Source organism: Streptomyces atroolivaceus, from assembly GCF_000717025.1.
GTDB classification, from domain to species: Bacteria; Actinomycetota; Actinomycetes; order Streptomycetales; family Streptomycetaceae; genus Streptomyces; species Streptomyces atroolivaceus.
In genome coordinates this window covers 173,150-189,508 of sequence record NZ_JNXG01000017.1, presented here as the reverse complement: position 1 = coordinate 189,508, position 16,359 = coordinate 173,150, and the positions used below count along the sequence as shown (strand labels likewise).

The 16,359-nt window shown below is 72.5% G+C and carries 15 protein-coding genes and 5 tRNA genes; 13 read left to right on the top strand and 7 right to left on the bottom strand.

Annotated elements, in window-relative coordinates; all coding sequences use genetic code 11:
- Positions 1-298: 298 nt before the first annotated feature.
- The 3 genes from cobT to OO67_RS27810 all read left to right on the top strand — a co-directional run bounded on the left by cobT (position 299) and on the right by OO67_RS27810 (position 6,305).
- Positions 299-3,796, top strand: coding sequence for a nicotinate-nucleotide--dimethylbenzimidazole phosphoribosyltransferase (gene cobT / locus OO67_RS27820; RefSeq protein ID WP_033304409.1), 3,498 nt, complete (start codon positions 299-301; stop codon positions 3,794-3,796).
- 356 nt (positions 3,797-4,152) lie between these two features.
- The gene (gene cobA / locus OO67_RS27815; RefSeq protein WP_033304408.1) at positions 4,153-5,406 is read left to right on the top strand and encodes a uroporphyrinogen-III C-methyltransferase; all 1,254 of its coding nucleotides are present in this window, start codon (positions 4,153-4,155) and stop codon (positions 5,404-5,406) included.
- Between the two features lie 74 nt (positions 5,407-5,480).
- Positions 5,481-6,305 carry a TrmH family RNA methyltransferase gene (locus OO67_RS27810; protein ID WP_033304407.1) on the top strand — a complete coding sequence of 275 codons (825 nt, stop codon included), beginning with the start codon at positions 5,481-5,483 and terminating at the stop codon, positions 6,303-6,305.
- Between the two features lie 14 nt (positions 6,306-6,319).
- Here OO67_RS27810 and OO67_RS27805 read toward each other — a convergent pair whose 3' ends face one another.
- Complete coding sequence (locus tag OO67_RS27805; RefSeq protein WP_033304406.1) at positions 6,320-7,639, bottom strand: serine/threonine-protein kinase; 1,320 nt, start codon at positions 7,637-7,639, stop codon at positions 6,320-6,322.
- A 205-nt stretch (positions 7,640-7,844) separates the two neighbouring features.
- Here OO67_RS27805 and OO67_RS27800 point away from each other — a divergent pair, with 205 nt between their 5' ends.
- From OO67_RS27800 to OO67_RS40920, 6 genes are all read left to right on the top strand, one after another.
- On the top strand, positions 7,845-8,102 hold the full coding sequence (locus OO67_RS27800) for a hypothetical protein (RefSeq protein WP_033304405.1): 258 nt from the start codon (positions 7,845-7,847) through the stop codon (positions 8,100-8,102).
- A gap of 349 nt (positions 8,103-8,451) precedes the next feature.
- On the top strand, positions 8,452-8,658 hold the full coding sequence (locus OO67_RS27795; protein WP_033304404.1) for a hypothetical protein: 207 nt from the start codon (positions 8,452-8,454) through the stop codon (positions 8,656-8,658).
- A 212-nt stretch (positions 8,659-8,870) separates the two neighbouring features.
- On the top strand, positions 8,871-9,833 hold the full coding sequence (locus tag OO67_RS27790; protein WP_033304403.1) for a phosphotransferase family protein: 963 nt from the start codon (positions 8,871-8,873) through the stop codon (positions 9,831-9,833).
- Positions 9,834-9,896: 63 nt separating this feature from the next.
- The gene (locus OO67_RS27785; RefSeq protein WP_033304401.1) at positions 9,897-10,193 is read left to right on the top strand and encodes a TFIIB-type zinc ribbon-containing protein; all 297 of its coding nucleotides are present in this window, start codon (positions 9,897-9,899) and stop codon (positions 10,191-10,193) included.
- Positions 10,194-10,323: 130 nt separating this feature from the next.
- Positions 10,324-11,673: an L-lactate MFS transporter gene (locus tag OO67_RS27780; protein ID WP_033304400.1), complete on the top strand. Its 1,350-nt coding sequence runs from the start codon at positions 10,324-10,326 to the stop codon at positions 11,671-11,673.
- 7 nt (positions 11,674-11,680) lie between these two features.
- Positions 11,681-11,770 carry an MFS transporter small subunit gene (locus tag OO67_RS40920; RefSeq protein ID WP_417794843.1) on the top strand — a complete coding sequence of 30 codons (90 nt, stop codon included), beginning with the start codon at positions 11,681-11,683 and terminating at the stop codon, positions 11,768-11,770.
- A 56-nt stretch (positions 11,771-11,826) separates the two neighbouring features.
- On the opposite strand, the gene OO67_RS27775 is transcribed toward OO67_RS40920, so the two are convergent.
- The 5 genes from OO67_RS27775 to OO67_RS27755 form a co-directional block, all read right to left on the bottom strand.
- Positions 11,827-11,901 (bottom strand) — tRNA-Val (locus OO67_RS27775).
- A gap of 23 nt (positions 11,902-11,924) precedes the next feature.
- Positions 11,925-11,996: transfer RNA gene (locus OO67_RS27770), tRNA-Val, on the bottom strand.
- A gap of 19 nt (positions 11,997-12,015) precedes the next feature.
- Positions 12,016-12,087: transfer RNA gene (locus OO67_RS27765), tRNA-Val, on the bottom strand.
- A 1-nt stretch (position 12,088) separates the two neighbouring features.
- Positions 12,089-12,162 (bottom strand) — tRNA-Cys (locus tag OO67_RS27760).
- A gap of 37 nt (positions 12,163-12,199) precedes the next feature.
- A tRNA-Gly gene (locus OO67_RS27755) sits at positions 12,200-12,272 on the bottom strand.
- 144 nt (positions 12,273-12,416) lie between these two features.
- Here OO67_RS27755 and OO67_RS27750 point away from each other — a divergent pair.
- The 3 genes from OO67_RS27750 to OO67_RS27740 all read left to right on the top strand — a co-directional run bounded on the left by OO67_RS27750 (position 12,417) and on the right by OO67_RS27740 (position 15,193).
- Positions 12,417-13,469 carry a chorismate-binding protein gene (locus OO67_RS27750; RefSeq protein WP_033304398.1) on the top strand — a complete coding sequence of 351 codons (1,053 nt, stop codon included), beginning with the start codon at positions 12,417-12,419 and terminating at the stop codon, positions 13,467-13,469.
- Positions 13,466-14,287 (top strand): aminotransferase class IV, encoded by an 822-nt coding sequence (locus OO67_RS27745; protein WP_033304397.1) that lies wholly within the window; start codon positions 13,466-13,468, stop codon positions 14,285-14,287. The genes OO67_RS27750 and OO67_RS27745 overlap by 4 nt, the downstream gene beginning before the upstream one ends.
- Positions 14,288-14,356: 69 nt before the next feature.
- The gene (locus tag OO67_RS27740; protein WP_033304395.1) at positions 14,357-15,193 is read left to right on the top strand and encodes a GNAT family N-acetyltransferase; all 837 of its coding nucleotides are present in this window, start codon (positions 14,357-14,359) and stop codon (positions 15,191-15,193) included.
- An 18-nt stretch (positions 15,194-15,211) separates the two neighbouring features.
- Here the strand turns inward: OO67_RS27740 and OO67_RS27735 are convergent, their stop codons facing one another.
- Entirely contained in the window at positions 15,212-15,727 is a 516-nt protein-coding gene (locus OO67_RS27735) for a DsbA family protein (protein ID WP_033304393.1), read from the bottom strand.
- Between the two features lie 154 nt (positions 15,728-15,881).
- Here OO67_RS27735 and OO67_RS27730 point away from each other — a divergent pair, with 154 nt between their 5' ends.
- Entirely contained in the window at positions 15,882-16,346 is a 465-nt protein-coding gene (locus OO67_RS27730) for a hypothetical protein (RefSeq protein WP_033304392.1), read from the top strand.
- Positions 16,347-16,359: the final 13 nt, after the last annotated feature.

The following is a 16,359-nucleotide window of genomic DNA, read 5'->3' as shown; positions in this document are numbered from 1 at the left end:
ATCGTTGTACCGCGCCCGGCTGTTCGACGGTTCGTTCGTCAATGTCCGGAAAAGTGGACCGTTTTGGTCCGCGATGTGGTACGGCGCAACCGGGGGACGCGCAACGTGGCGCAGTCCACAGCGAGCCGAGGCAGAACTGTCTGTCGCGGCGGCGAACGGCCGCGAGAATGTATGCCTGCGCGCGCGTTTCGTGCCGCGCGGGGAGCCCGCTCGTTCTTGTTGACGAGCACCGGCGTGCCGTGGTTCGGGCATCCCGGGCGAAGGGCGAAGGAGCACTGACGATGGGCGAGGGGTACGCATGACTGACACCGGCCAGATCCCGGGCGAGGGACTGCCGGAGAACGCAGGCATGGTGGAGCAGCCGGGCGTCCCCGCCCCGGACGCCTACACCTACCTCGAACCCTCCGAGCACACAGCCGAGGACGACGACCTCCTCCTGATGCCCGCGCCCCAGGGCGCGTGGAGCGACGCCCCGGCCGCGCCGGCGGGGGTGCCCGAGCAGTACCCGGCGCACGCCCAGAGCGCGAACGGCACGCACACGTCCGGCTCGTCCGACTTCAACGGCGTACACATCCCGGTGCACCCGCCCGTGCAGGTACCGGCCGCCGCCGCGCCGGCCCGGCGCCCGCTGCACCGTGGCCCGGCGTCCACCGAGGCGCCCTCCTACGGGGTGATGCCCACCGGCGGAGTGGTCCGTTCGCTCGCGGACCGCGGGCCGGCCGGCCCGCAGAACCCGATGCCCGTGCGGCACGCAGGACCGCCGACGGCAGGCCCGGAGTACTACGACATCCCGGCGGACGAGGTCTCCGTGCTGCCGGGCCCGCAGCTGGGCGAGATCCCGCCCCAGGGCGCGCCCGCATGGGGATCGCCCGAGCCGGTGGCGGAGCCCGAGCCGGCCCCTGCCCCGGAGCCCGAGCCGATCCCTGTTTCGGTGGCGGAGCCCGAGCCGGCCCCTGCCTCGGAGCCCGAGCCGATCCCTGTTTCGGTGGCGGAGCCGGAGCCGGCCCCTGCCTCGGAGCCCGAGCCGGAGCCGGCCCCTGTCCCGGAGCCCGAGCCGGTGGCTGTGTCGGAACCGGTGGCGGAGTCCGGGGTCCTCCCCGTCGCACCCGAGGTCCCCGTCACGCCTGTCGACCCCGCCGCGTCCGCCGAACCGGCTGAAGCCGCGGTGCCCGTCGCCCCCGCAGAAACGGTCGCCCCGGAACCGGCGGCCGTCCCGATGCCGGACGCTCCCGAGCCGGTGGCGGAGACCGCCGCAGAGGCCCCGGAGCCCGTACCGGCGGAGGCTTCCGCCGAGGCCCCGGCGGCCATAGCGGTGGAAGTTCCCCCCGAGGTGCCCGTCGAGACGCCCGTCGGACTCCCCGTCGAGGCCGCCGTCCCGGATGAGCCGGTGGCGCAGTTCGTACCTGCCGAGGAATCCGTACCGACGGCCCCGCACCCCGTCCCGGCGCCCGTGGCCGAGACGGTCGTCCCCGCCGCCGAGCCCCAGCAGGCCGCCGAACCCGCGCCGCAGCCGGAGGCCCCCGTCGCGGAGCCCGTACCCGCCGCGCCCGAGGTGCCGGAGGCTCCGGAGCCGGTCGCCGTCCAGCAGCCGGAGGCACCGCCCGGAATCCAGGCCGAGCCCGTCGCGGAACCCGCACCGGCTCCCGTGGCCGTACCGCAAGCCGGTCCTCAGACCCTCGCAGAGCCGGAGCCGGAGCCGGAGCCGGAGCCGGGCGCCGGGCCCGAGATCATCGAGACCCCGGAAGCCGAAGCCCCGCAAGCCGTAATCCCGCCGCCCGTGCTCGCGGAGGGGCAGCCCTTGGAAGCAGAGGCTCCAGCTGCCCCGGCCCCGGCCGAGGACACGTCCGAGGAAGCCCCGCTCACCGAGGCGACGGATCAGACCGTCGTCGCCGATGCCGTGACTCCCGCCGAAGCCGAAGCCGAAGCCGAAGCAGAGGCAGAGGCCGAAGCAGAGGCCGAAGCCGACACGGAGGCCGCAGCCGTGGCCCCCGCCGAAGCCGAAGCCGAAGCCGAGATCGAGGCCGAGGCGCCCGCCGAAGCAGAAGCCGAAGCAGCCCCCGCCACCGCTCCCGCCCCCGGGTACGACGACGCCGAGCGCGAAGCCGTCCTGCGAGTGATGCGCGAACGGCGCGACATCCGCAACGGCTTCCGCAGCGACCCCATTCCGCACGAGGTCCTCCTCCGGGTCCTGGAGGCCGCGCACACCGCACCGAGCGTGGGCCATTCGCAGCCCTGGGACTTCGTCGTCATCCGTTCCGCGGAGACGCGCCGCTCCATGCACGAGCTGGCGCAGCGGCAGCGCGAGGCGTACGCCAAGTCGCTGCCCAAGGCCCGCGCCAAGCAGTTCAAGGAACTGAAGATCGAGGCCATCCTCGACACGCCCGTGAACATCGTCGTCACCGCCGATCCCACCCGCGGCGGCCGCCACACCCTCGGCAGGCACACCCAGCCGCAGATGGCCCCGTACTCCTCAGCGCTCGCCGTGGAGAACCTCTGGCTCGCCGCCCGTGCCGAGGGCCTCGGCGTCGGCTGGGTCAGCTTCTTCGACGAGCGGGAGATGGTCCGTGCGCTCGGCCTGCCCGAGCACCTCGAAGTCGTCGCCTACCTCTGTGTCGGATACGTCGACGAGTTCCCCGAGGAGCCGGAGCTGATGCAGGCGGGCTGGTCCAAGCGCCGCCCGCTGTCCTGGGTCGTCCACGAGGAGACGTACGGCCGCCGAGCCCTGCCCGGCGAAGAGCCGCACAACCTCCTCCAGGAGACCATCGCCGGCATCCGCCCCCTGGACGCCAAGGCGCTCGGCGAGGCCTGGGAACGCCAGAAGCGGATGACGAAGCCCGCCGGCGCGCTCGGCATGCTGGAGATCATCTCCGCTCAGCTGTCCGGGCTCTCCCGGCTCTGCCCGCCTCCCGTGCCGGAGCCCGCCGCCGTCGCGATCTTCGCCGGTGACCACGGGGTCCATGCCCAGGGTGTGACGGCGTGGCCCCAGGAGGTCACCGCCCAGATGGTCGCCAACTTCCTCGGCGGTGGCGCCGTCTGCAACGCCTTCGCCGCACAGGTCGGCGCCGAGGTCTGCGTCGTCGACGTCGGTGTGGCGGCCGAACTCCCCGCGACGCCCGGCCTGCTGCCCAGGAAGGTCCGTCCCGGAACAGCCGACTTCACGACCGGCCCGGCGCTCACCCGCGAAGAGGTTCTCGCGGCGATCGAGGTGGGCATCGAGACTGCCCGCGACCTGGTGGCGGCAGGCAACAAGGGCCTGCTCACCGGTGAGATGGGAATCGCCAACACCACGGCGTCGGCCGCGCTGATCTGCGTCTACACCGGCATGGACCCGGCGGAGGTGACCGGTCGCGGCACCGGGATCAACGACGAGATGCACGCCCGCAAGGTCGACGTGGTCCGCCGAGCCCTGGACCTGCACCAGCCCGACCCCGCCGACCCGATCGGGGTCCTGGCCGCGGTCGGCGGCCTGGAGCACGCCGCCATGGCGGGCTTCCTGCTGGGCGGCGCCTCCCTCCGTACGCCGGTGATCCTGGACGGTGTGAGCGCCGGAGCCGCGGCACTGGTTGCCCGGGCGATCGCCCCCGAGGCGCTCGCCGCGTGCATCGCGGGGCACCGCAGCGCGGAACCCGGCCACGTCGCGGCCCTCAACAAGCTGGGGCTGCGCCCGCTCGTCGACCTGGACCTGCGTCTCGGTGAGGGAACGGGCGCGCTCCTGGCGCTCCCCATCGTGCAGAGCGCGGCCCGCGCCATGCACGAGGTCGCGACGTTCGACTCCGCGGGTGTCACGGAGAAGTAGCCGTCACCGTGCCCGGACGAGCCCGACCGGCCCGTCCGGGCACCACCTGCCCGAAGGTGGATGCGGCCCCCGCCCGCCCGGCGCTCCCGGGCGGCCTCGGAGGCCGGACGCGGGGGCCCGGCCCGTCGGCGACCGGGGCCTCTCCGGCCCGTCGCTCGTCAGGAGCCCGGCACGGAGAAGGGGGAGGAGGCGGTGAGACCCCGCCCGCCCGGCCCACCGCACCGCCCCGGCTCCCCGCCCCGCCACCCCGTATCGTGGTCCCACGCGTCACCGCCTCACCCAGCCCGCGTCACCGCCGCTCCACCGCCGCAGCGGCCCGCAGCACACCGCACCCTGCACGAGGAGCCCGCACGACCATGGCCGAGCATGACGATCACCCTGCCTACCCCGTCGGACTGCGCCTGAACGGGCGCCGCGTCGTCGTCGTCGGCGGCGGTCAGGTCGCGCAGCGCCGGCTGCCCGCCCTCATCGCGGCCGGGGCCGACATCACCCTGGTCTCTCCGTCCGCGACCGCGTCCGTCGAGGCGATGGCCGACACCGGTGAGATCCGCTGGGAGCGCCGCAGGTACCAGGACGGCGACCTCGCGGACACCTGGTACGCCCTCGTCGCGTCGTCGGACGCCGCCGCCAACGACGCCGCCTCCGCCGAGGCGGAGCGGACCCGGACCTGGTGCGTCCGGAGCGACGACGCGGAGGCGGCCACCGCCTGGACGCCGGCCACCGGCCGCAGCGAGGGCATCACGGTCGCCGTACTCACCACCACCTCCCAGGGCCGCGACCCCCGGCACTCCGCCGCGGTCCGCGACGCGATCGTGGAGGGACTGCGCGACGGCACCCTCGCCGCCCCGCACCACCGCACCCGCGCCCCCGGGGTCGCGCTGGTGGGCGGCGGTCCGGGCGACCCCGATCTGATCACGGTCCGGGGCCGTCGTCTCCTCGCCGAGGCGGACGTGGTCATCGCCGACCGGCTCGGCCCTCGCGACCTCCTCGACGAACTCCCGCCGCACGTCGAGGTGATCGACGCCGCGAAGATCCCGTACGGCCGGTACATGGCGCAGGAGGCGATCAACCAGGCGCTGATCGACCACGCCAAGGCGGGCAAGTCGGTGGTCCGCCTCAAGGGCGGCGACCCGTTCGTCTTCGGCCGGGGCATGGAGGAGGCGCAGGCCCTGGCGGCCGAGGGCATCGCGTGCACGGTCGTCCCCGGAATCTCCAGCTCGATCTCGGTGCCCGGAGCGGCCGGGATCCCCGTCACCCACCGGGGCGTCGCCCACGAGTTCACGGTGGTCAGCGGCCACGTGGCACCCGAGGACCCGCGCTCCCTGGTCGACTGGAAGGCGCTCGCGCAGCTTCGCGGAACGCTGGTCCTCCTGATGGCCGTCGACAAGATCGGTGCCATCTCCCAGGCCCTCATCTCCCACGGCAAGTCCCCCGACACCCCGGTGGCCCTGGTCCAGGAAGGCACCACGGCAGCCCAGCGCAGGGTCGACGCGACCCTCGGAGACGTCGGGGAGCGCGTCGTGGCGGAAGAGGTACGCCCCCCGGCGGTCATCGTCATCGGTGACGTCGTCGCCGTGGGCGGCGACCCGGCCGGCCGGCTCGAAGGCTGAACGGCCGGACACCCGTCCCGCCGAGCGGCGCGCCCCCGCACCCCACACCACCCCCGACAAGGCAGTAGCACTCCGTGGCTGAACTCATCACCGTCGACGACCCGGACGACCCGCGTCTGGGCGACTACACCGGCCTGACCGACGTCGAGCTACGGCGTCGGCGGGAACCCGCAGAGGGCCTCTTCATCGCCGAGGGGGAGAAGGTGATCCGGCGTGCCGCGAACGCGGGGTACGAGATGCGGTCCATGCTGCTCTCCGCCAAGTGGATCGACGTCATGCGCGACGTGATCGACGAGGCCACGGCACCGGTGTACGCGGTCACCCCCGCACTCGCCGAGCGCGTCACGGGGTATCACGTCCACCGCGGGGCCCTCGCCTCCATGCAGCGCAAGCCGCTCCCCGACGTCGGCACGCTGCTGTCCCCGGCACAGGGGACCGTACGGCGGGTCGCCGTGTTCGAGGACATCGTCGACCACGCCAATCTCGGGGCGGCCTTCCGCAACGCGGCCGCTCTGGGAGTCGACGCCGTCCTGCTCACCCCGCGCTGCGCCGACCCCCTCTACCGGCGGGCGGTCAAGGTCTCCATGGGGTCGGTCTTCCACGTCCCGTGGACCCGCCTGGCGTCCTGGCCCGAGGACGTCGGCCTGCTGCGCGGGGCCGGCTTCACCACCGCCGCGCTCTGTCTCAGCGACACGTCGATCACCCTGGACGAACTCGTCGCACGCCAGCACGAGAAGCTGGCGCTCGTCTTCGGCACGGAGGGCGACGGCCTCACGCCCGAGGCACTCGCCCTGGCCGACACCCATGTGCGCATCCCGATGGACGCCGGGGTCGACTCGCTCAACGTCGCCGCGGCCTCCGCCGTGGCCTTCTACGCGACGCGGGTGGTATCCGCCTGACCGGGCCCCGCCCCTCAGGACCCCGCCACCCGCGCCGGGTGTACGGCGGCCCCGTCGTGCGTCGGTGACGGTGTGCCGCCCAGTCCCTGTGCGGGGCCCTGGCAGCCCTGAGCGGCTGCGATACCCAGTGCGACCAGCAGCGTGACCACGACGAAGACGACGAGCCGCTGACGCAGCAGCCGCGGATTGGCCGGCCGCCGCTTCCCGGCCTTGCCGGCGGAAGTCGTCCGGACGCCGGGCCGGGAGGCCTGCCTGCCGTTCGTGCCCTTCGGCCCGTGGGTCTGCCGTCCGGAGCGCGGGCCGACCCGCGACCCCCGGGACTGCGAGCCTCCGGTGCGAGGTGCTGCCGGGCGCTGCGAAGCAGGGCTCCGCCCCGGCGCGCGCGACGCCTGGGAGGCTCCTCCGGCCGCGCGCCGGGTCGCCTGTTCGGTGTAGGGACCCTCGAGCCGGCCCGTCGGCCGGTCCAGCTCCTGCTCGCCCCGCTGCGCGGGCGGCCGGCGCTCCTGCAGTCCCTGCGCCTCGCGTGCCGCGATCTCCTTGAGCCGCATGGACAGCTGCAGAGTGCTCGGCCGCTCCTCCGGATCCTTGGCCAGACACGCCCGTACCAGCGGGGCGAGTGCGTCGTGTACATCGAACAGGTGCGGTTCCTCGTGGACCACGCGGTAGAGCATCACCTCGGAACTGCCGTGCCCGAAGGGCGAATCCGCCATCGCCGCGTAGGCCAGGGTGGCGCCCAGGGAGAACACGTCCGTCGCGGGTGTCACCACGGCACCACGCACCTGCTCGGGGGCCAGGAAGCCGGGCGACCCGACGGCCGTCCCGACATGGGTGAGGGTGCTGGCCCCCGTCGCCCAGGCGATGCCGAAGTCGATGATCCGGGGGCCCTTGGGGGAGAGGAGGATGTTGGACGGCTTCAGGTCACGGTGCACGACACCGGCCTCGTGCACCGCCACCAGGCCCTCCGACAGCGCCGCCCCGATCGAGGCCACCTCGGCGGCCGAGAGAGGGCCCTCCTCGATGACCTTGTCGTGCAGCGAGGGGCCCGGCACGTACTGCGTCGCGAACCAGGGACGGTCCGCCTCGAGGTCGGCGGCCACCAGCCGCGCGGTGCAGCCGCCGCGGATCCTCCGGGCGGCGGACACCTCGCGCGCGAAGCGCGAGCGGAACTCCTGGTCCTCCGCCAGATCCGGCCGGATCACCTTGAGGGCCACCCGCTGGCCACGGCGGTCGGAGCCCAGGTAGACGACGCCCATGCCGCCCGCACCGAGCCGCCGGTGCAGCCTGAACGAGCCGACGACACGCGGGTCCTCGCGCCGGAGCCGCATCATCGCCATCGTCTGCCCATCCCCGCTGCCGGTCCGCCTGACGAGGCACAGCTTACGTACCCGTGGCGCGGCGCGCTCAGAGGCCGCGCCCTCGTCGGCCCATCGATTGTCAGTGCCCGGTGGGAGAATTGAGAAGTGGTCAGGGAGCCGTGGATCCAGGCTCCGTGTCCCGTGCGAGATCTCAAAGGACCGTCGCAGAAGGGGGATTGGATCGATGAAGGGCGATCGTGTGGAAATAGTCGTGGACGCGGGTGACACGACCAGGACGTACGAAGTGGTGGCCTCCAGGGCAGGCCGCCGGGTGGAGACAGCGGTCCGCCGGGGTGTGGTGGAAGTGAGTGAAGTCACCCGAAGTGGATCAGTTGTCCGGACCGCCCGCTTCATGGCGACCAGGGTGCTCGCCCTGGTCGAACAGCCGGTCCCCCGTGAGGACGCCTCCGAGCGTCCCCTCGCGGGCGGCCTCGACTCCTAGTTCCTCCCGCGGACCGCGCCGGCCGCGCCTCCCGGTCCGGCGCGCGCGGCTCTGGAAGAACGGTGCGTGGTCGCGCGGTACAGGGAGCGTGAGGGGGAGGAGGCCGCCGGCATGCGGCGGGACTTCGGGGGCACCCCCTAGGTGCCGGGTGCCGCGGCCGGCACCGTTTCTCCACCCAGGGGAGTACGCGGAAGACGGCGGGATCATCCTCCGGGAGGCCCGGCATTCGGTACGCGGGCATGACGCCGGACGCCTTCCGGCTCCCTAGTGTTGAAGTCAAGCGGCGGGCGTGGAACTCGTCCCCCGAGGCCAGACGCCCGCCGCTCCGGAACAGGTCAGGAGAGGAACCATGGCGGACACCGCCACGCGGACGATGATCCGCACGCGAGGACGCAGGGCATACGCCTCGTTCGGCGTACGCCCGTCCGGTACGCGTCACCCCTTGGTGGCGACAGCCATGGTCCTTCCTCTGGCGGCCCTGCTGGTCGTCGTCTTCGGCGGCTGGGACGCAGTGGTCACACAGGCGTCGTCCGTGGGCGTGATGCTGGGGCGCTGAGCGGCGCCCCGGGTCCGGAAGAGCGGTCCGGACCGGGACATCCGGCCAACAGCCCCGTGGGGACGGGGGTGCGGCGGACGGCAGCGTTTGTCCGGCCAGCTGGGGAGCTGGCCGGACATCGCGCTGTCCGGAGCATTTTCCGAGCCGCCGCGTACGATCACCCGCGGGGCCGGCCGCGGGGCCGGCCGATCACCTCTGCGGGAGCCGGGCCCATGACCACCACCCCTGTCGTACGCGCGCTGGGCGACCTCGCGCACGACAGCGCGCACGCCGGGGCCACGGCCTGCGCCTGCGCCCCGCCCCAGGTGCTCGCGGACCGGCCCGACGGCACAGTGGTCCGCAGCGGACCGGTCGTCGCGAAAGCCCACGCCTCCGACTCCGAGCCTCCCGCCCTGGCCGCCCGCCTGGCCCTTGCCGCCTCTCCCCGGCTGGAGGGAATCCTGCTTCCGGCGCTCCCCGCCCCGGACGGGCCGCCCGGCAGCACCGAGGGCCGCACCGTGAGCCTCTGGCCCTACGGCACGCCCGTCGACCCCTCGGACCCCGACGCCGCCCCCTGGGAGGAGGCCGCCGTCCTCCTGGCACGGCTGCACCGCACCCCGCCGCCCCACCCGCTCCCGCCGATGGGCGGACCGGTCAAGGCCGCCCGGGCCGTGGCCCGGATGTGCGCGGCCCGCCCCGGCGACCCGGCTGTCGCGCCCGTGCTGGCCGCCTGGCGCGGGCTGCCCGGCTGGGCCCGCGCCGAGAGCCCCGCTCCCGGCCACCGGAACGGCTTCCTCTGCCACGGTGATCTGCACCTCGGGCAACTCGTGCGGCACCCCGCGAGGGACGGCCCCTGGCTCCTGATCGACCTCGACGACACGGGCCTGGGCGATCCCGCCTGGGACCTGGCGCGGCCCGCCGCCTGGTACGCGGCCGGGCTGCTGCCGTCCGGGACCTGGCTACGCTTCCTCGACTCCTACCGGGCGGCCGGCGGCCCGGCCGTGCGAGCCGAAGGGGACCCGTGGTCCGGGCTCGACGTCGTGGCGAGGGCGCTCACGGTCCAGACGGCCGCCCTCGCCCTGACCAAGTCCGCGGCGGAGGACCGCAGTCCGGATGAGGTGGAACAGTTGATGATCGATGCATGTGTCCGAATTGCCTCCCTCCCGCCCGAGTTGGTGTCCGAACGCGCGTCGTAGGGTGAGACGATCGCCACCGGGCATGCATTCCGGTGACGCCGTCACGACTGAGGAGCTCGCTCGATGATTCAGTGCCCCAAGTGTCACGCCCAGATGAACACCTACAACCGCAACGGTGTCCAGATCGAGCAGTGCAGTGGCTGCCGTGGGATATTCCTGGACTACGGCGAGCTGGAGTCCCTGACTCGTCTGGAGTCGCAGTGGGCGCAGCAGGCCCCGCAGGCGTACCCCGCCGCGCCGCCCGCCCCGCAGGCGTACCCCGCCGCGCCGGCCCCCGCATGGGGAGCGCCGCACCAGGGCGGTCACCACGGCGGTCACCACCGTCAGAAGAGCTTCGGCCGGATGCTGTTCAGCTCCTGACCCGGCCTTCTGAGCGGGTACTTCCGCAGGGCGGGTCCGGGCCCGACGCCCGGACCCGCATTGCATACGGTCGACCGACTTCCGTTCATGATCTAGTCATGACCATGGCTGATGCCTAAAGTGCGGGTCCATGAACTTCCTCGACAGGTCCCGAACTGTCGCGCCCCCGGGGTGGAGCCGCTGGCTCGTACCGCCCGCCGCGCTCGCCGTGCACCTCTCCATCGGACAGGCCTACGCCTGGAGCGTGTTCAAGCCACCGCTCGAATCCGCTCTCGGCCTCTCGGGCACCGCCAGCGCACTCCCGTTCCAGCTGGGCATCGTCATGCTCGGCCTCTCGGCCGCCTTCGGCGGCACCCTCGTCGAACGCAACGGCCCCCGCTGGGCGATGTTCGTCTCCCTGGTCTGCTTCTCCTCCGGCTTCCTCGTCGCCGCGCTCGGCGCCGCCACCGGTCATTACTGGCTCGTCGTCCTCGGCTACGGCTTCATCGGCGGCATAGGCCTCGGCATCGGCTACATCTCGCCGGTCTCCACCCTCATCAAGTGGTTCCCCGACCGCCCCGGCATGGCGACCGGAATCGCCATCATGGGATTCGGCGGCGGCGCGCTCATCGCCTCCCCCTGGTCGACCGGGATGCTGGAGAGCTTCGGCGCGGACCGTTCCGGCATCGCCTCCGCCTTCCTCGTCCACGGGGTCGTCTACGCCGCCTTCATGGCGCTCGGCGTCTTCCTCGTGCGGGTGCCTCCGGAGGGCTGGCTCCCCGACGGCTGGGAGCCGAAGCAGGAGACCCGCAGGCTCGTCACCAACGCCCAGGTCTCCGCCCGCAACGCCCTGCGCACACCGCAGTTCTGGTGCCTGTGGGTGGTCCTCTGCATGAACGTCACCGCGGGCATCGGCATCCTCGAGAAGGCCGTGCCCATGATCCAGGACTTCTTCGCGGGCACCTCCACCCCGGTCTCGGTCTCCGCCGCGGCGGGCTTCGTCGCCCTGCTCTCGCTGGCCAACATGGGCGGCCGCCTCCTGTGGTCCTCCACCTCCGACCTCATCGGCCGCAAGAACATGTACCGCGTCTACCTCGGCGTCGGTGCGCTCATGTACGTGGTCATCGCCCAGCTGGGCAACGACTCCAAGCCGCTCTTCATCTGCTGCGCACTCGTCATCCTCTCCTTCTACGGCGGAGGATTCGCGACCGCTCCCGCCTACCTGCGTGACCTCTTCGGCACGTACCAGGTGGGGGCCATCCACGGCCGCCTGCTGACCGCCTGGTCCACGGCGGGGGTGCTCGGCCCGCTGATCGTCAACCGGGTCGCCGACGCGGGGGAGCGGGCCGGACACAGCGGTCCCAGCCTCTACACGACATCCCTGACGATCATGATCGGGCTGCTGGTCGTCGGCTTCGTCGCCAACGAATGCATACGCCCGGTCCACGCACGCTTCCACGAGGCACCGGAAGGGAGCCCCCGTGTCCACCAGCACTCGTAAACCGCTCATGGCGTTCGTCTGGCTCTGGGTCGCCGTGCCGTTCGCGTACGGACTCTACGAGCTCGTCCGCAAGGCCACCCAGCTCTTCACCGGCTGACCCGCACCGCCACATGACGAAACCCCCGGTCGTCGAGGACGACCGGGGGTTTCGGCTGGTGCGCGATACTGGGATTGAACCAGTGACCTCTTCCGTGTCAGGGAAGCGCTCTCCCGCTGAGCTAATCGCGCAGGGTGAACCTGCGTGTACTGCGTGCGCGATACTGGGATTGAACCAGTGACCTCTTCCGTGTCAGGGAAGCGCTCTCCCGCTGAGCTAATCGCGCGGGGATCCTTGCGGACCGGTGGACGATACTGGGATTGAACCAGTGACCCCTTCCGTGTCAGGGAAGTGCTCTCCCGCTGAGCTAATCGTCCTTGGAGGTGGAGACGGGATTTGAACCCGTGTAGACGGCTTTGCAGGCCGTTGCCTCGCCTCTCGGCCACTCCACCAGGGGTGGGGGTTCGGGAAGATCCCCCACCTTTTGCGAGCGGACGACCAGGTTCGAACTGGCGACCTCAACCTTGGCAAGGTTGCGCTCTACCAACTGAGCTACGTCCGCTTGTCTTTCCCGGTCCGCTTGCGCGTCCCGGCGACGTGTTGAACTCTAGCGGATTCCCGGGCCAGCACAAAAACGCGTTTGCGCAGCGTGCTGCGTCACCGCCGCTCGTCGCAGGTCACCGCGTGCCGCCCTAGACTCGGTCACGTGCGCGACCTCACCCCCCTTGCCCGCTTCGGTGGCCTCGTCGCCTCCGGCCTGCGGGATGTCACCAGCGATCCCGCCGCTCTCGAATCATCCGGCTTCTGGGCGGTATGCGCCGACTTCGAAGGCCGTCTGGTCTGTGCCCGCTTCGCCACCGTACGGTCCGAAGAGGTCCCCCTTCCCGTCCCCGGGGCCTGGCGGGGGCCCGGCCCGGGGGACTGGGCGTCCTCGCTCGACAAGGGCGCCTACGTGGCCGGCGTACGGCGGATCCGTGAACACATCGCGGCCGGCGAGGTCTACCAGGCGAATCTCTGCCGGGTCCTGTCCGCGCCGCTGCCCGGCCCGCAGGCGGACGTGGACGCTCTCACCGCTCTGCTCGCCCGAGGCAACCCCGCCCCGTACGCGGGCACGATCCGGCTCCCGGAGCACGGCGTGGAGATCGCGACCGCGTCCCCCGAGCTCTTCCTCTCGCGCGACGGCCGGACCGTCGAATCCGGCCCGATCAAGGGCACCGGACGTACCGAGGACGATCTGCTGGAGAAGGACCACGCGGAGAACGTCATGATCGTGGACCTGGTCCGCAACGACCTCGGCCGTGTCTGCGCGCCCGGCACCGTGAGTGTTCCGGACCTCTGCGCCGTGGAGAAGCACCCGGGACTCGTCCACCTGGTCTCCACCGTGCGCGGACGGCTCGCCGACGGCGCCGGATGGCCCGAGCTGATCACCGCGGCGTTCCCGCCCGGATCCGTGACAGGCGCCCCCAAGTCCAGCGCGCTGCGGATCATCGACGCCCTGGAGACCTCACCCCGCGGTCCGTACTGCGGGGCGGTCGGCTGGGTGGACGCCGACCGGGGTACCGCGGAACTGGCCGTCGGCATACGGACCTTCTGGATCGACCGCACCGGACCCGCCCCGCTCCTCTGCTTCGGCACCGGCGCCGGTATCACCTGGGGATCCGACCCGGCGCGCGAATGGGCGGAGACCGAGCTCAAGGCGTCCCGACTGCTCGCTGTAGCGTCGGGCGCTCACGAGGAGACAGGAAGGACCGCGTCATGAGGATCTGGGTCAACGGGGGACTGCGGGACGCCGATGACGCCCGGCTGTCCGTGTTCGATCACGGGCTGACCGTCGGCGACGGCATCTTCGAGACCGTCCGGGTCGCCGGAGGCCACCCCTTCGCCCTCACCCGGCACCTCGTCCGGCTGACGCGCTCGGCCAGGGGCCTGGGCCTGGCCGACCCCGACCACGACGAGGTCCGCCACGCCGTCGAGACGGTCATCGAGGCGAACCCCATGGAGCTCGGCCGGCTCCGGATCACCTGCACCGGTGGTCTCTCCCCGCTCGGCTCCGACCGCGGGGACGCCGCACCCAGCCTGATCGTCGCCCTGGGCGAGGCGGCACGCCGTCCCGACAGCACCGCCGTGGTGACCGTGCCCTGGACGCGCAACGAACGCGGCGCGGTGACGGGCCTCAAGACCACCTCGTACGCCGAGAACGTCGTCGCTCTCGCGCGCGCCCATGAGCGGGGCGCGTCGGAGGCGATCTTTCCCAACACGGTGGGGCAGCTCTGCGAGGGCACCGGCTCCAACGTCTTCGTCGTCCTCGACGGCCGGATCCACACGCCTCCCGTCACTTCGGGGTGCCTGGCCGGAATCACCCGTGCCCTGGTCGTGGAATGGACGGGTGCGCAGGAGACCGACCTTCCGCTTGACGTGCTCGAGCGGGCCGACGAGATCTTTCTGACGTCCACGCTCCGCGACATCCAGGCCGTCCACCGGGTCGACGGCCGGGAGCTGCCCGGCGCCCCCGGGCCGGTGACGGTCAAGGCGATGCGGGTCTTCGACGAGCGCGCGGCGGATGACCTCGACCCGTGAGGGCGGTGCGGGGAGCCGGAATTCGCGAAGAAGGGTGACGGCCCGCCGTCCAGCGGATAGAAATCCCTGATGACCACGACCATCCGGCCGACCGGGCCGGTCCAGCAAGGCGCCGACGGCGCGCGGACACGCACGTACGACGTGTGCGACAACGGGCGGCCCGTGGGCTCCGTAGGCATCTCCACCGACCCTGCGTTCGGCGCCTCGGCGGGCATACTCCACTCACTCGGCATCGAGGAGTCGCACCGCAGGCGCGGCCGGGGGACCATCGCCGCGCTCGCCGCCGAGGAGGTGCTGCGCGGCTGGGGCTGTACCCAGGTGCGCCTGGTGGCCCCCGCGGACAACCACGCGGCCCGGGCGCTTGCGGCTGTGCTCGGCTACACCGAGCGCAGCCGCAACATGCTGAAGGCCCTCCGGCCGACCGCCCCCGCGCTGCCCGCCGGAGTCACCGGGCGTCCCATGACGGAGCAGGAGTACGCGGCATGGGCGGCCACCAGTGTCGGGACGTACGCGCGGAGCTGGGTGGAGCGCGGGGTCCCGGAGGACCAGGCCCGGCGCAAGTCCGAGACCGACCACGCCACGAACCTGCCGGACGGCCTGGCCACCCCCGGCATGTACTTCCACGTCCTCGTCCGTGACGGAGACGTCGTCGGCCACGTCTGGGTGGCGCGACGTGCGGAGCCGGCCGGGGGTGGCCTCGGCTACGTGTTCGACGTCGAGGTGCGCGAGGAGCACCGGGGGCACGGTCACGGCAGGGCGCTGATGCACCACGCGGAGGCCGTCACACTCGACGCCGGCCTCGGCCTGCTCGGCCTGCACGTCTTCGCGTCCAACACGCCCGCCCTGCGGCTGTACGAGTCCCTCGGCTACGAGGTCACGCAGTACAACCTCGCCAAGGCGCTGTAGCCGGGGAGGGCCCGGCCGTCAGTCCCGGCCGGCGAGCAGGCGGTCGGCGATCTCCTCGATGCGCGCGCGCAGTCCTTCCTGGCTCCGCCCGCCGTCCAGCCGCTCGTCGCCGATCACGTACGTCGGGGTCCCGGTGACGCCGATCGCCTTTCCCTCGGCCTGGTCGGCGTCCACGATCAGCAGATGGCGGCCGTCGATCAGCGCGGTGTCGAACTCCTCCGCGTCCAGACCCAGTTCGCCGGCCACCTCGAGCAGCAGGGGCTCGCCCGCGCGGGAGAGGGCGGCGGTGCGGGCGAGTACGGCCTCGATGTACGGCCATCCCTTGCCCTGGACGACGGCCTCCTCCGCGGCCTGCGCGGCCGCGTACGCGTGCTTGTGCTTCTCCAGCGGGAAGTGGCGCAGCCGGATCTCGAGCCTGTCGCCGTAGCGGGCGCGCAGGGCATGGACGTCGGAGAGGGCCTGATGACAGTCGGGGCACTCCAGCTCGCACCAGAGGTCGAGGACGACAGGCGCCGCGGAGGGGGAATCGCTCATGGCATCAGTCTTTCAGGCGGGACCGGGCCCTCCCAATCGGGACCTGGGGACGACCACGGCCCTGAGAAGTCCCTGATGTGGACCCGCACCGTGGCCCCTGCGGCCGTTGCCGGTGCAGGATGGAAGGGACGTATCCCGACAGCTGGAGGCCCCGATGCTTGCCGAGACCATCTGTTCCGCGGTGTCGGCGGCCGGTTTGGGCATCGCCGCCATCACCGCGTACCGAAAGCGGTTCCTCACGGCGACCCGGATCGCCGCCTACTCACTGGTGCCCGTCGGCCTGGTGATGACCGGCGTGGTCGAGTGGGTGGCGGGCATCGTGTTCAAGCCGAGCGTCTGGATCGGCTTCGGTCTGCTGGCCGCGGCCTGGCTGCTCTTCATGACCACGCGGGCCGTGGAGCGCCGCAGTGGCTCGACCCGCAAGGAGCGCAAGGCCGCCCGGGCCGCCGGGCGGGGCGCCGCGGTGGCGCCTGGCGCCGCGTCGCCCACGCTGACATCCGGGGCCGGCGCGGCTGCCCCGCAGGCGCAGGACAGGCCGAAGAAGAAGCCGCAGCAGGCGGCCGCTCCCGGTGACGACTTCAGTGACATCGAGGCCATCCTGAAGAAGCACGGGATCTGACGGCCTCCCGACG

Coding starts and splice junctions, on each gene's coding strand:
- cobT (WP_033304409.1), top strand. CDS start 299: ATGACTGACACCGGCCAGATCCCGGGCGAGGGACTGCCGGAGAACGCA.
- cobA (WP_033304408.1), top strand. CDS start 4,153: ATGGCCGAGCATGACGATCACCCTGCCTACCCCGTCGGACTGCGCCTG.
- OO67_RS27805 (WP_033304406.1), bottom strand. CDS start 7,639: ATGGCGATGATGCGGCTCCGGCGCGAGGACCCGCGTGTCGTCGGCTCG.
- OO67_RS27800 (WP_033304405.1), top strand. CDS start 7,845: ATGAAGGGCGATCGTGTGGAAATAGTCGTGGACGCGGGTGACACGACC.
- OO67_RS27795 (WP_033304404.1), top strand. CDS start 8,452: ATGGCGGACACCGCCACGCGGACGATGATCCGCACGCGAGGACGCAGG.
- OO67_RS27790 (WP_033304403.1), top strand. CDS start 8,871: ATGACCACCACCCCTGTCGTACGCGCGCTGGGCGACCTCGCGCACGAC.
- OO67_RS27785 (WP_033304401.1), top strand. CDS start 9,897: ATGATTCAGTGCCCCAAGTGTCACGCCCAGATGAACACCTACAACCGC.
- OO67_RS27780 (WP_033304400.1), top strand. CDS start 10,324: ATGAACTTCCTCGACAGGTCCCGAACTGTCGCGCCCCCGGGGTGGAGC.
- OO67_RS40920 (WP_417794843.1), top strand. CDS start 11,681: ATGGCGTTCGTCTGGCTCTGGGTCGCCGTGCCGTTCGCGTACGGACTC.
- OO67_RS27745 (WP_033304397.1), top strand. CDS start 13,466: ATGAGGATCTGGGTCAACGGGGGACTGCGGGACGCCGATGACGCCCGG.
- OO67_RS27740 (WP_033304395.1), top strand. CDS start 14,357: ATGACCACGACCATCCGGCCGACCGGGCCGGTCCAGCAAGGCGCCGAC.
- OO67_RS27735 (WP_033304393.1), bottom strand. CDS start 15,727: ATGAGCGATTCCCCCTCCGCGGCGCCTGTCGTCCTCGACCTCTGGTGC.
- OO67_RS27730 (WP_033304392.1), top strand. CDS start 15,882: ATGCTTGCCGAGACCATCTGTTCCGCGGTGTCGGCGGCCGGTTTGGGC.